Source organism: Streptomyces sp. SS1-1 (genome assembly GCF_008973465.1).
Taxonomy (GTDB): Bacteria; Actinomycetota; Actinomycetes; order Streptomycetales; family Streptomycetaceae; genus Streptomyces.
Window position 1 is genome coordinate 1,168,707 of sequence record NZ_WBXN01000004.1, and the last position, 12,993, is coordinate 1,181,699.

Annotated in this window: 12 protein-coding genes and 1 pseudogene; 2 read left to right on the forward strand and 11 right to left on the reverse strand. The window is 72.1% G+C overall.

Annotation, left to right across the window (positions count from 1 at the left end):
- Positions 1-11: 11 nt before the first annotated feature.
- Positions 12-584, reverse strand: coding sequence for a bifunctional pyr operon transcriptional regulator/uracil phosphoribosyltransferase PyrR (gene pyrR, locus F8R89_RS06385; protein WP_108705968.1), 573 nt, complete (start codon positions 582-584; stop codon positions 12-14).
- A gap of 253 nt (positions 585-837) precedes the next feature.
- Between pyrR and bldD the strand changes: the two genes are divergently transcribed.
- Positions 838-1,341: a transcriptional regulator BldD gene (bldD, locus tag F8R89_RS06390; protein WP_004002691.1), complete on the forward strand. Its 504-nt coding sequence runs from the start codon at positions 838-840 to the stop codon at positions 1,339-1,341.
- 212 nt (positions 1,342-1,553) lie between these two features.
- Here bldD and nusB read toward each other — a convergent pair whose 3' ends face one another.
- The 8 genes and pseudogenes from nusB to F8R89_RS06430 all read right to left on the reverse strand — a co-directional run bounded on the left by nusB (position 1,554) and on the right by F8R89_RS06430 (position 9,093).
- Positions 1,554-1,988 (reverse strand): transcription antitermination factor NusB, encoded by a 435-nt coding sequence (nusB, locus tag F8R89_RS06395; protein ID WP_055623771.1) that lies wholly within the window; start codon positions 1,986-1,988, stop codon positions 1,554-1,556.
- Positions 1,989-1,990: 2 nt separating this feature from the next.
- On the reverse strand, positions 1,991-2,557 hold the full coding sequence (efp, locus tag F8R89_RS06400; protein WP_030048852.1) for an elongation factor P: 567 nt from the start codon (positions 2,555-2,557) through the stop codon (positions 1,991-1,993).
- 51 nt (positions 2,558-2,608) lie between these two features.
- Positions 2,609-3,713: pseudogene (locus F8R89_RS06405) on the reverse strand (aminopeptidase P family protein).
- A 480-nt stretch (positions 3,714-4,193) separates the two neighbouring features.
- Positions 4,194-5,039, reverse strand: coding sequence for a Pro-rich N-terminal domain-containing protein (locus F8R89_RS06410; protein WP_151783051.1), 846 nt, complete (start codon positions 5,037-5,039; stop codon positions 4,194-4,196).
- Between the two features lie 167 nt (positions 5,040-5,206).
- Positions 5,207-6,298, reverse strand: coding sequence for a 3-dehydroquinate synthase (gene aroB / locus F8R89_RS06415; RefSeq protein ID WP_151783052.1), 1,092 nt, complete (start codon positions 6,296-6,298; stop codon positions 5,207-5,209).
- Positions 6,295-6,813, reverse strand: a complete 519-nt coding sequence (locus F8R89_RS06420) for a shikimate kinase (RefSeq protein WP_151783053.1) — start codon at positions 6,811-6,813, stop codon at positions 6,295-6,297. The genes aroB and F8R89_RS06420 overlap by 4 nt, the downstream gene beginning before the upstream one ends.
- Positions 6,810-7,994 carry a chorismate synthase gene (gene aroC, locus F8R89_RS06425; RefSeq protein ID WP_151783054.1) on the reverse strand — a complete coding sequence of 395 codons (1,185 nt, stop codon included), beginning with the start codon at positions 7,992-7,994 and terminating at the stop codon, positions 6,810-6,812. The genes F8R89_RS06420 and aroC overlap by 4 nt, the downstream gene beginning before the upstream one ends.
- Before the next feature lie 367 nt (positions 7,995-8,361).
- Entirely contained in the window at positions 8,362-9,093 is a 732-nt protein-coding gene (locus F8R89_RS06430) for an SDR family oxidoreductase (protein ID WP_151783055.1), read from the reverse strand.
- Positions 9,094-9,140: 47 nt separating this feature from the next.
- On the opposite strand from F8R89_RS06430, the gene F8R89_RS06435 reads away from it, so the two are divergent.
- Entirely contained in the window at positions 9,141-9,950 is an 810-nt protein-coding gene (locus tag F8R89_RS06435; RefSeq protein WP_225994338.1) for a LysR family transcriptional regulator, read from the forward strand.
- Here F8R89_RS06435 and F8R89_RS06440 read toward each other — a convergent pair.
- Complete coding sequence (locus tag F8R89_RS06440; RefSeq protein WP_151788013.1) at positions 9,947-10,783, reverse strand: shikimate dehydrogenase; 837 nt, start codon at positions 10,781-10,783, stop codon at positions 9,947-9,949. The genes F8R89_RS06435 and F8R89_RS06440 overlap by 4 nt on opposite strands.
- Positions 10,784-10,811: 28 nt before the next feature.
- On the reverse strand, positions 10,812-12,557 hold the full coding sequence (mltG, locus tag F8R89_RS06445) for an endolytic transglycosylase MltG (RefSeq protein WP_151783056.1): 1,746 nt from the start codon (positions 12,555-12,557) through the stop codon (positions 10,812-10,814).
- Between the last annotated feature and the right edge of the window lie 436 nt (positions 12,558-12,993).

Consider the following 12,993-nt stretch of genomic DNA (forward strand, 5'->3'; position numbering starts at 1 on the left):
GCCGTCCGGCGCTACTGGGGGGTCTGCTTGGCACCGAGCAGCACGGTGTCGCGACCGTCCTCCTCGGCGAGCTGGACCTTGACCGTCTCCCGCAACGACGTGGGGAGGTTCTTGCCGACGTAGTCGGCCCTGATGGGAAGCTCGCGGTGACCGCGGTCGACGAGAACGGCGAGCTGGACCGCGCGCGGGCGGCCGATGTCGTTCAGGGCGTCGAGGGCGGCGCGGATGGTGCGGCCGGAGAAGAGCACGTCGTCGACGAGGACGACGAGGCGGCCGTCGAGGCCGTCACCGGGGATCTCGGTGCGGGCCAGCGCACGCGGCGGGTGCATGCGCAGATCGTCCCGGTACATGGTGATGTCGAGCGAACCGACCGGGATCTTGCGCTCGGTGATCTCCTCCAGCTTGGCGGCGAGCCGCCGGGCGAGGAAGACGCCCCGGGTGGGGATGCCGAGGAGCACCACATCGTCGGCGCCCTTGGCGCGTTCGACGATCTCGTGGGCGATGCGGGTCAACACCCGCGCGATGTCAGGGCCTTCAAGCACGGGCCGGGCGTCGGACGTCGAGGTGTCCTGCTGCCTGTCCATACGAAAGGGACCTCCTTCTCCGCCTCACGGGACGGACCTTAAAGGACGTCTGGTTTGCGCCATCCACCGTAGCAGGCCGCGAGTACACCCCCTGTCACCCCCCTGGCCCAATCGGCCACGGCGGAAGCGGAAGCGTCGGTGTGGACCATTCGGCTTGACGCACGAGAGTAACGCTGCGTAACCTCACAGTGAGTTACCAACCGCGCGGCATGGAAGCCAAGCCAGTCGCGTCGACCCAGTGCCGGGGAGCCATATGTCCAGCGAATACGCCAAACAGCTCGGGGCCAAGCTCCGGGCCATCCGCACCCAGCAGGGCCTTTCCCTCCACGGTGTCGAGGAGAAGTCCCAGGGACGCTGGAAGGCCGTCGTGGTCGGTTCGTACGAGCGCGGCGACCGCGCCGTGACCGTGCAGCGGCTCGCAGAGCTGGCGGATTTCTACGGCGTGCCGGTGCAGGAACTGCTGCCGGGGACGACCCCGGGCGGGGCCGCCGAGCCGCCGCCGAAGCTGGTCCTGGACCTGGAGCGGCTGGCCCACGTGCCGGCCGAGAAGGCGGGTCCGCTCCAGCGGTACGCGGCGACGATCCAGTCGCAGCGCGGTGACTACAACGGCAAGGTGCTGTCGATCCGCCAGGACGACCTGCGCACACTCGCCGTCATCTACGACCAGTCCCCCTCGGTGCTCACCGAGCAGCTGATCAGCTGGGGTGTCCTCGACGCGGACGCGCGCCGCGCGGTCTCCCACGCCGAGGAGAGCTGAGCACGTCCCCGGGTTGGGTCCTCTCAGCAGAAACGTGCCGCCGGGGTGGCCGGAACCGAACGGTTCCGGGCGCCCCGGCGGCTTTCTGCGGCCCTGGAGGGCCGTCCGAGCAGCCCGGGGACCCCTAGGAGCCCCCGAGTGTCCGGGACATGCCGAAGGGCCCGCAGCGTGCGTGCTGCGGGCCCTTCGGCGTGTTCGCCTGATGCGGGAGCCTACGCGTCCTCGCGGCGCAGCGAGGGCTTCAGATCCTTGAACCGGCCGAGCAGGCCGTTCACGAACGACGGCGACTCGTCCGTGGAGAACTCCTTCGCCAGCTGGACCATCTCATCCAGCACGACCGCGTCCGGCGTCTCGTCGACCCAGATCAGTTCGTACGCGCCGAGGCGCAGGATGTTCCGGTCCACCACCGGCATACGGTCGAGCGTCCAGCCGACCGAGTACTGCGCGATCAGCTCGTCGATCCGCCGGGCGCGCTCCGCGTACCCCTCGACCAGCTGCATCGTGTACTCGCTGACCGGCGGCTGCCGGGTGTCCTCCCGGGAGAGCCGGACCCAGTCCGCGAGGACGGTGAGGACGCCGACGCCGCGCTGGTCGCCCTCGAAGAGGATCTGGAAGGCGCGCTTACGGGCCGTGTTGCGGGCAGCCACGGTTAGCTGTTCACCCGGCCGAGGTAGTCGCTCGTGCGGGTGTCGACCTTGATCTTCTCACCGGTGGTGATGAAGAGCGGGACCTGGATCTGGTGGCCGGTCTCCAGGGTGGCGGGCTTGGTGCCACCGGTGGAGCGGTCGCCCTGGACACCCGGCTCGGTCTCCTGGATGACGAGCTCGACGGCGGCCGGCAGCTCGACGAAGAGCACCTCGCCCTCGTGCTGCGCGACGGTGGCGGTGAAGCCCTCGATCAGGAAGTTGGCGGCGTCGCCGACGGCCTTGCGGTCGACCATGAGCTGGTCGTAGGTCTCCATGTCCATGAAGACGAAGTAGTCGCCGTCCATGTAGGAGAACTGCATGTCGCGCTTGTCGACGGTGGCCGTCTCGACCTTCACGCCGGCGTTGAAGGTCTTGTCGACGACCTTCCCGGACAGCACGTTCTTGAGCTTGGTGCGCACGAAGGCCGGGCCCTTGCCGGGCTTGACGTGCTGGAACTCGACGACGGACCAGAGCTGGCCGCCTTCGAGCTTGAGCACCATGCCGTTCTTGAGGTCGTTCGTGGAAGCCACGGTTGCGGAATCTCCTGGACTGACGTGGACGACCCCGGCGCACGCACCTGCCTACAGGGCGAGCAGCTCCTTGGTCGTGATGGTGAGTAGCTCGGGTCCGCCGTCCGCCTCGGGGCGGACGACGAGCGTGTCATCGATCCGGACGCCGCCCCGGCCCGGGAGGTGGACCCCCGGTTCGACGGTGACCGGCACGCAAGCGTCCAGTTTACCCATGGCCGCGGGGGCCAACTGCGGGTCCTCGTCGATTTCGAGTCCGACACCGTGGCCCATGAGCGACGGCAGGCCCTCGTGGTGCCCGGCGGAGTCCAGCACCTGGCGGGCGGCCCGGTCCACGTCACGGTAGGCGGCGCCCGGCGTCAGACTTTCCCGTCCGGCCCGCTGAGCGGCGAAGACGAGGTCGTACAGCTCGATCTGCCAGTCCGCGGGGGACGTGCCGATCACGAAGGTACGGCCGATCTCGCAGCGGTAGCCGCGGTACGTCGCGCCCAGGCAGACGGAGAGGAAATCGCCCTCCTCGACCCGGCGGTCGGTGGGCCGGTGCGCCCGGCGGCCGGAGTGGGGGCCGGTGGCGACGGCCGTGGGGAAGGCGGGGCCGTCGGCGCCGTGGTCGACGAGGCGGCGCTCGAGCTCCAGGGCGAGGTGGCGTTCGGTACGGCCGACGAGGATGGACTCGAGGAGTTCGCCGAGGGCCTGGTCGGCGATCTCGGCGCCGATCCGGAGACAGGAGATCTCCTCCTCGTCCTTGACGACGCGGAGCTGTTCGACGGCGGTGCCGAGGCCGGCGAGACGGAGCCGCGGCGCGGCCGCGTGGAGGGCCTGGTGCCGGGCGACGGTGAGGTGGTGCTCCTCCACGGCGAGGGAGTCGGCGCCCTGGGCCGCGGCGAGGTCCGCGGCGGCGACGGCGGCGTCCCCGCCGGGGCGGGGAAGGGTGTGGATCAGCAGCGTCTCGTCGGGCGGCCCTCGTGGGGGCGCTCGTCGGGTGGCTCGGCGCACACGAGCAGGTCGTCGGTCCTGCCGAGGAGCAGCACGGCGCCCGCGGGGCGGCGCCCGCGAGGTAGCGGACGTTGGCGGGGCGGGAGATCAGCGCGGTGGCGCTGCCGCTGGCTTGGCAGCGGTCCCTCAGGCGGGAGCGGCGGGTGGCGTACACCTCTGACATGACCCGAGCGTATGAGCTCCGCTCGGTTGGCGCCGGTTGGGGGCGGCTGAGTGGGGGTGGGGGGCTGTGCCGGGTGCGGGTTGATTTGGGGTTTTTGCGCAGTTTCCCGCGCCCCTGGGTGGGTGGCGGGCGTTGTTTGTCGGCTTCCCGCCGGTGGGGGGTGGTCGCGCAGTTCCCCGCGCCTCTGGGGGGGTGGGTGGTCGGCCTTGTTCGTCGGCCTCGGGCCGGTGGGGGTAGAGCGCGCAGTTCCCCGCGCCCCTGCAAGGTGGCGGGCGTCGACTGTCGGCTTTCCGCCGGTGGGGACTTCTCGCGCAGTTCCCCGCGCCCCTGGAGGGAGGTGGGTGGCCGGTCTCGTTCGTCGGCCTCAGGCCCGTGGGGGTTGGGCGCGCAGTTCCCCGCGCCCCTGAGGGGGTGGGTGGTGGTCCTCTGTGGGTGGCCTCGGGCCCGGGGGTGCGAGGCGTTGTGGCCCTTGCGCGAGGGCTACCAGGGCGGAGGGCTGGCCAGGGAGCGGGAGAGGACCTCGTCGAGGAGGTGGGCTGTCTGGGGGACGTCCAGTTGGGAGTTGTCGATGATGGGGAGGCCCGAGCCGTACCAGCCGGCCATGCGACCGTGGATGCGGGCGACCTCCTCGTCGGTGAGGCGGCGGTTGCCCGAGCGTTCGGCGTTGCGCTCCAGGACGATCTCCAGGCCCGGGAGGAGGACGACCGGCAGAAGGCCGGGGCCCACATGCCGCTTCCAGCCGCCGAGGCCGACGACCGGCCGGTCGGGGAAGACCGCGTCGTCGAGGATGCAGGAGATCCCGTTGGCCAGGAAGTTGCGCGCGGCGAAGCCGCAGGTGCGGCGGGCGAGGCGGTACTGGGCCTCGGAGTGGTCGTTCCAGCCGGACTGGGGGTCGGCGAAGCCCGAGCGGACCCATTCGCGGACGTCGTCGAGGCTGATGTGCGCGGTGGGCACCCTGCGGTGGTCCGCCCAGTACTTGGCGACGCTCGTCTTGCCCGCTCCGGCCGGGCCGATGAGCAGGACCGCGAGGGTCGTGGACGTCGGGTCGGGGGCCGTCGCGGCGGGCGGGGCGCTCGGCATGGCGACGGGGCCGCCGGGCGGCAGCGGGACATGGCCGGTGCTCTCGGGCGCCGGGGGGCCGTAGCCGCCGTGCTGCGGGGCGGGCGCCGCGGGTCCCGGGGGTGCGAAGCCCGGCGCGGAGGGCGGCGGGGGCACGGGGGCGGGCCCCTGCGGTGCTCCCTGCGCTCCGGGGTGGTGCGCGGCCGGCGACCAGCCGTGCCCCGGCTGGTGGGGCGGCGGCAGCGGAGAACCCACTGCGTGCTGCATCCGGTGCCACTCCGTCTCGTCGTCCATGGCCATTGGCGCTGGCAGCGGGGCCTGCCCCGCTCCCTACCGAACGGTACCGCCCCCGGCCGTCGTTTGGTGAACGGCCGGGGGCGGTCCGAAGTGCCCGTCGCCACAGGCGAATCGGACACAATCGTGCGTGCGTGGACTTACTGGCCGACTTCGCCGTACGCGGCGAGCAGGACGGCCGGGTCGGGTCCCTCCAGGACGGTCGGCTTGGCGAGGCCGTCCAGGACGATGAAGCGCAGCAGGTCGCCGCGGGACTTCTTGTCGACCTTCATGGTCTCCAGCAGCTTGGGCCACTGGTCGTAGCGGTAGTGCAGCGGCAGTCCGACCGATTCGAGGATCGCGCGGTGCCGGTCGGCGGTCGCGTCGTCCAACCGGCCCGCGAGGCGCCCGAGTTCGGCGGCGAAGTGCATGCCGACGGCGACCGCGGCACCGTGCCGCCACTTGTAACGCTCGTTCTTCTCGATGGCGTGGCCGAGCGTGTGGCCGTAGTTGAGGATCTCCCGCAGGCCCGACTCCTTCAGGTCCGAGGAGACGACCTCCGCCTTGACCCGGATCGAGCGCTCGATCAGCTCGGCGGTGTGCGGGCCGGCCGGGGTGCGCGCGGCCTGCGGGTCCGCCTCGATGAGGTCCAGGATCGCCGGGTCGGCGATGAAGCCCGCTTTGATGATCTCGGCGAGCCCGGAGACGTAGTCGTTCACGGGCAGGGAGTCCAGCGCCGCAAGGTCGCACAGGACCCCGGCGGGCGGATGGAAGGCGCCGACGAGGTTCTTGCCCTCGGCGGTGTTGATGCCGGTCTTGCCGCCGACCGCCGCGTCCACCATGGCCAGCACGGTCGTCGGGACGGCGATCCAGCGCACCCCGCGCAGCCAGGTGGCTGCGACGAAGCCGGCGAGGTCCGTCGTGGCGCCGCCGCCGACGCCGACGACGACGTCGGAGCGGGTGAAGCCGGACTGGCCGAGGGCCTTCCAGCAGTAGGCGGCCACCTCGGCGGTCTTGGCCTCCTCCGCGTTCGGGACCTGGATGGCGACCGTCTCGAAGCCCTGGTCGGCCAGGTCGGCCCGCAGCGCCTCACCGGTCTGGGCCAGCGCCTCCGGGTGGATCACCGCGACCCGCTTGACCCGGTCGCCGATCAACCCGCCCAGCTCACCGAGGAGCTGACGGCCCACCAGGACCTCGTACGGGTCGCTGCCCGCGCTCCCGCCGACCTGGATCCGCGTCACTGCCTCGGTCATGCGTCCTTCAACTCCAGTGCGTCCAGCGCGGCTCGGGTCACTTCTTCGGGGGTACGGCCGTCGGTGGCCACGACGGCCGTCGCGACCTCCTCGTACAGATGGCGGCGGGCCTCCATGAGCTCGCGCCACTGCTTGCGCGGGTTGACCGCGAGCAGCGGGCGGGCGGCGTTGAGGCCGGTGCGCTTCACGGCCTCCTCGACGTCCATCGAGAGGTAGACGACCCACTGCCCGGCGAGCAGGGCCCGGGTGCCGGCGTCGAGGATCGCCCCGCCGCCGAGCGCCAGGACGCCGTCGTGCTCCTCGAGCGCCCGGCGCACGGCCTGCTTCTCGATCTCCCGGAAGACGGCCTCGCCGTCGTCGACGAAGATCTCGGAGATGCTCCGGCCCTGCTCGGCCACGATGTCGTCGTCGGTGTCGCGGTAGCCGACGCCGAGCCTCCCGGCCATCAGCCCGCCGACGGTGGACTTGCCCACTCCCATCGGCCCGACCAGCACCACCACGGGCGCCCCGCTCATCGGATCGCCAGGTGGTCGAGGTACGAGCGGACGTTGCGGCGCGTCTCGGCGACCGAGTCGCCGCCGAACTTCTCCGCGACCGCGTCCGCGAGGACGAGCGCCACCATGGCCTCGGCGACGATGCCGGCGGCCGGGACCGCGGAGACGTCGGAGCGCTGGTGGTGGGCCTGGGCGGCCTCGCCGGTGGTGACGTCGACGGTCTTCAGGGCGCGCGGCACCGTGGCGATCGGCTTCATCGCGGCGCGGACCCGCAGCAGCTCACCGGTGGTGAGACCGCCCTCGGTGCCGCCGGAGCGGCCGGAGGTGCGCCGGATGCCGTCCTCGGTCCTGACGATCTCGTCGTGCGCCTTGGAGCCCGGCACACGGGCCAGCTCGAAGCCGTCGCCGAGCTCGACGCCCTTGATGGCCTGGATGCCCATGAGGGCACCGGCGAGCCGGGCGTCCAGCTTGCGGTCCCAGTGCACGTGCGAGCCGAGGCCCACCGGCACGTCGTAGGCGAGCACCTCGACGACGCCGCCGAGGGTGTCGCCGTCCTTGTGGGCCTGGTCGACCTCCGCGACCATCGCCTTGGAGGTGTCGGCGTCCAGGCAGCGCAGCGGGTCGGCGTCCAGCCGCTCGACGTCGGCCGGGGTCGGGTAGACGCCCTGCGGGGCCTTGACGGAGCAGAGCTCGACGACATGGCTGACGATCTCGATGCCGGTCGTCTCCTTGAGGTACGACCGAGCCACCGCGCCCAGCGCCACCCGGGCGGCCGTCTCCCGGGCCGAGGCCCGCTCCAGGATCGGCCGGGCCTCGTCGAAGCCGTACTTCTGCATACCGGCGAGGTCGGCGTGGCCGGGGCGGGGCCGGGTCAGCGGGGCGTTCCGGGCGAGCCCGGCCAGGATCTCGGGGTCGACGGGGTCGGCCGCCATGACCTGCTCCCACTTGGGCCACTCGGTGTTGCCGACCATGATCGCGACCGGGGAGCCGAGCGTGAGGCCGTGCCGGACGCCGCCGAGGAAGGTGACCTCGTCACGCTCGAACTTCATGCGCGCGCCGCGTCCATAGCCGAGGCGGCGCCGGGCCAGGTGGTCCGCCACCATCTCCGTGGTGATCGGCACGCCGGCGGGAAGGCCCTCCAGCGTCGCGACGAGTGCGGGGCCGTGGGACTCCCCCGCGGTCAGCCAGCGCAACCTGCTCAACGGTGCTCCTCGATGCTCGCGCCCTGGTACTGCACTGGGTACGCGTGTCAGCGCGTACCGCGACGGCGGCCAGGTGCGCGGCCCGGGCCCGCCACCTCCGATCCTCCCACGTCCGGGACCGGCCACCGGCCGCCGGTCCATCTGGCGGACGTCCGGTGGACGCCTGGCGGCCGGGGCGGGTCAGGCGGAGGGCTCGCCCTGGCCCCGCGGCGGAGCATAGGAGCCGAAGAAGACGGCGCCGCTCATCTCGCTCTTGACGGACGCGAGCGGCACGCCTGCGGACACGGTGTCGTGCTTCCCTGTGAAATCCGCTCCGCCCCTGCGGAACTCAGCGGATCCTAGCTCGTACCCGGTTCCGGACAGGCACTCACCAGGGGACCGGGCCGTGCTCGTCGAAGAAGCCGCCGGTCGGCCCGTCGTCGGGCAGCGTGGCGAGCCGGACGATCACGGCCGCGCCGTCGGCCGCGGTGCGGGTGAGGCCGGGGAACGCGGTGGTGAAGTCGGTCGCGCACGGCCCGGGATCGGCGGCGTTGACCAGGATGCCGCGGCCGCGCAGTTCCTTGGCGTACTGCACGGTGAGCGAGTTGAGCGCGGTCTTCGACGGGACGTACGCGGCCATCGCGGGCCGGGTCGTGAAGTAGTCCTCGGGGTCGGTCATCCGGGTGAGGGAGCCCAGTCCACTGCTGACATTGACGATCCGGGCGGCGCGGGAGCGGGCGAGCAGCGGCAGCATCGCGGTGGTCACGCTGATCACGCCGAACACGTTGGTCTCGAACACCTCGCGTACGGCGGGCAGTTCGGCACCGCCGGGGCTCTGGGCGGCGAGGTCGCCGGAGATGCCGGCGTTGTTGACCAGGATGTCCAGCCGGCCGAAGCGCTCCTCGATCCAGCGGGCGGCGGACAGGACGCTCGCCCGGTCCGTGACGTCCAGGGTGACCGGGTGCACCCGGTCACCCAGCTCGGCAGCGGCGGCCGCACCGCGCCGCGGGTCGCGCGAGGCCAGCAGGACCTGCGTGCCGAGCGAGGCGAGCCGGGCCGCGACCTCGCGTCCGATGCCCTTGTTGGCCCCGGTGACCAGGGCAATCGTGGTTTCTGTCATGCGTCCAGCCCACCACGGGGGCGGCCGGGAGTTCCAACACCGATCAGGTGCGCGGCGATACCGTGCGGGTATGGAACGACTGGAGGTCCGCGAGCTCGCCGCTCTCCCGCGCCATCCAGCAGCTCGAACGGCGACTGGGCGTGGCCCTGCTGGAACGCGGCGGTCGCCGGGTCGCACTGACCGAGGCGGGTGCCGTCCTGCTCCGCGAGAGCCGTACGGTGCTCGACGCCGTGTCGGCCGCGGCGCACCGCACCCGGCGGGCGGGCCGCGCCGACCCGTGTCTGGTCCTGGTCATCAAGCCGGGCGGCGACGGTGGCCTGCTGCCCGCGATCCTCGACGCCTATCAGGCCGAGCCGGACGCGCTGCCGGTCGAGCTGGTGTGCAGCCTCGGCGAGCGGGAGAACCTCCTGCGGGAGGGCCGTGCCGACGCCGCCCTGCTCCACCTCCCCCACCACGACCTCACCGGCCTGGACACCCAGGACCTCCTCACCGAGACGCAACTCCTCGTGGTGCCGAGGTCGCATCGCCTCGCGGGCCGTACCCGGGTCCGCCTGGACGACATCGCAGGGGAGCCTCTGCCGCGCTGGCCGGGCGCATCCGAGGGTCACGGACCCGAGATCCACGACCTGGGGCAGCTTCTGCACCTGATCGCCCTGGGCCGCATGGTCGCCGTCCTCCCGTGCTCCATCCGCGGGCAGCTCCGCGACGACCTAGTGGCCGTCCCGGTCGATGACGCCGAGCCCACCACGCTCGCCCTCGCCTGGCCCGAGCACGCCACCTCCCCGGCCCTGGCCGCCTTCGTCCGCGCGGCCGCCACCGTGGCGGGCGGACGACGGGACTTCGCGGATACGACCTAGCCGGCCGCGAGAGCCCGCTCGCCCGCTGTGCGCACCGCCTCCAGCGGCGCCGGGGCGCGGCCGGTCATCTGCTCCACCTGGAGCACCGCCTGGTGCACCAGCAGGTCGAGGCCGCTGACGACGGCCCCGCCGAACATCGACCAGCGGGCCGCGAGCGCGGTGGGCCAGGGGTCGTAGAGCACGTCGAACAGGGTGGCGGGACGCTCGGGCACGGCGTGGGCGAGGGCGTCGGTGGTGCCGGCCGGGGTCGTCGCGATCACCAGCGGGGCGCGCAGCGCCTCGGCGGCGTCGGCCCAGTCGGCCGTATGGACCTCGATGCCGAGCCGCTCGCCCCACTGCCGCATCTCGGAGGCGCGGGCCTCGCTGCGGACGTACGCCACGACCTCGCCGGTGCAGACGCGGGCCAGCGCGGCGAGCGCCGAGGACGCGGTGGCGCCGGCGCCGAGCACGGCGGCCGAGCCGACCTCCTCGATGCCGCGTTCGCGCAGGGCGGCGACCATGCCGGGGATGTCGGTGTTGTCACCGACGCGGCGGCCGTCCTCGGTGACGACGACGGTGTTGACGGCCTCGACCGAGGCGGCCGTCTCGCTGATCTCGTCGAGCAGCGGGATGACGGCCCGCTTCAGCGGCATGGTCAGCGACAGCCCGGCCCACTCGGGACCGAGCTCGGCGAGGAAGCCGGGCAGGGCGGCCTCGTCGACCTCGAAGCGGTCGTACGACCAGCCGGTGAGCCCCAGTTCGGCGTAGGCGGCCCGGTGCAGGACCGGGGACAGGGAGTGCCCGATGGGGGAACCGAGCACCGCCGCCCGGCACCGCCTGTCCGTCGCGGCCATCGCGGAGTCGTTCACTTCTGCGTGATCCCTAGCTCTTCTTCCTCGACGCGTTGAACTCGTCGACCAGCTTCTCGTGGTCCTTCAGCGTCTTGGTGAACTTGCTGGTCTTGCCGTCCAGCGAGATGAAGTAGTACCAGCCGTCCTTCGTCGGGTTCAGCGCGCCCTTGAGCGCCTCCTCACCCGGGTTGTCGATGGGGCCGGGCGGCAGACCCTTGACGAAGTACGTGTTGTACGGGTTGTTGTACCGCCGCAGCTCGGCGATGCTCAGGTCGATCTTGCTCTGGTTCTTGATGTAGTTGTACGTGGAGTCGAACTCCAGGGACCCGTAGGTCTCGGGGTTCCCCCGCTTCAGGCGGTTGTAGACGACCTCGGCCATCTTGCGGTAGTCGTCGTGGCTGGTGCCCTCGGCCTGGGCCAGGCTCGCCACGGTGAGCACCTCCCACGGGTTGTCGAGCCCGAGGCCGGCGGCCTTCTTCTCCAGCCCCATCTGCTCGTACTTCTCCGTGGCCCGGGTGACCATCTCCTTCAGCACGGTCGCCGGCTTCTGGCCCTTGCTCGCCGCGTAGCTGGACGGGTAGAGGAACCCTTCCAGCGGGTCCTTCACATTGGGGTGGTCCAGCGCCCAGTCGGGCAGGCCGAGCTTCTTGTACTGCTTCTTCGCGACCTCGGCCGTGGTGCCGTCCGGGACCCCGAGCCGCTTGTCGATCAGCGCGTACACGGCGACGTTCCGGGAGCCCTCGGCGATGATCAGGTTGGACCGGCTCTTGGGGCTCAGCATCAGCTCGACGGCGCTGGCCGCCGACATCTGCTTCTGCATCGTGTAGACGCCGTCCTGGATGGAGCGGCCCTCCGGATTGTCGTTCTGCGCGGAGACGAAGGCGTCGACGCTCTCGACGACCCCGGCCGCCTTGAGCTTCTGGCCGATGACCCAGCCGCCCGCGCCCTTGGGAATGACGACGGTGACCTGCTGGCCGTTGCCGTCGCCGGCGTAGTCCGGCGCCGGGCCGAAACGGTCCTGGTAGAACTGGTAGCCGAAGTAGCCGACGCCGCCGACCGCGCCCGCGAAGATCAGGGTGAGGACCAGGCAGGCCGGTCCGCTGCGACGTTTCTTCGGTTTCTTGCCGCCGCGCCCCGAGCGGCCGTCACGCTCGTCGGTGTCGTCGTCATCGTCCTGGTCGCCGCCCGCGAAGAAGGCGTGTTCGCCCTGGTCGGGGCCCGGGTCCCAGCCGGTGTCCGGCTCGGGCTCGGGCGCGGGCGTGGCGGCGCGCCGGGTGGGCGGCTGCGGGGGCGGATAGGAGTCCTGGGTGCCGTAGTAGTCGGACTGGCCTCCCCCGTAGGCGGCCTGCTGCTGTCCGTACGGGTCCGCCGCGTCGCCGTACGAGGGCTGCTGGTGCCCGCCGGTGGACCAGCCCCCGTCGTACGACTGCTGCCCGTGGCCCTGGTGCTGCCCGTGACCCTGCTGCTGTCCCTGGTCGGTGTACTGCTGTTGCTGCGGGTACTGCTGCTGGCCGTACCCGGTGTGCTGCTGCCCGTCGTTCCACTCGCCGTACTGCTGCTGCGCCTGCTGGGCGTAGTACTGCTGGTCGGCGTACTGCTGCGGGTCGTACTGCTGCTGCGGGTACTGCTGCTGCCCGTACTGCTGGTGCTGCGGATCGGCGTACTGCTGCTGCCCGTAGCCCTGCTGATCACCCTGCTGGGCGTTCCATCCGCCGTCCCCGTTCAGCGGATCGTCCTGCCAGCGATCGGAGCCGTCGCCCCGCCCGTATTCAGTCATCGGAGCGGTCGGCACGCCGGAATGCGCCGTGGGGGGCGAGGCCGTGCGTGCCTTCCTCCTCTCGGGTGAGGTGGCCGTGGCCGTCGGCCCGTCGCGGCAGGTGGGCCCCGTGGTGTCGCCCGACGGAGTCGGGGCCTGGTGCCGTAGCACCGTTCATGACAGACGTGTCCGTGCGCCCCGCGCGTCCGGACACGGCTCGCCGCAGCATTGCCTGGTGGATGTGCGCCCCTAGAACTCGTGGTCCGACCGGCACCGGGCCACGCACGGGCCACGGGCCGGCCTGCCCGGCCCGGCCCGTGTGGGTCCGTCCACGCACCTGAAGCGTGGTCACCGATCGCACCTCCTCCACGCGGTGACCGGGGCCGGTCACCTCGCACCGCCGTGATCGGCGGGTCCGGCCAGCCGGCCGGGGCGGGTGACCGGTCCCTGGTACCGC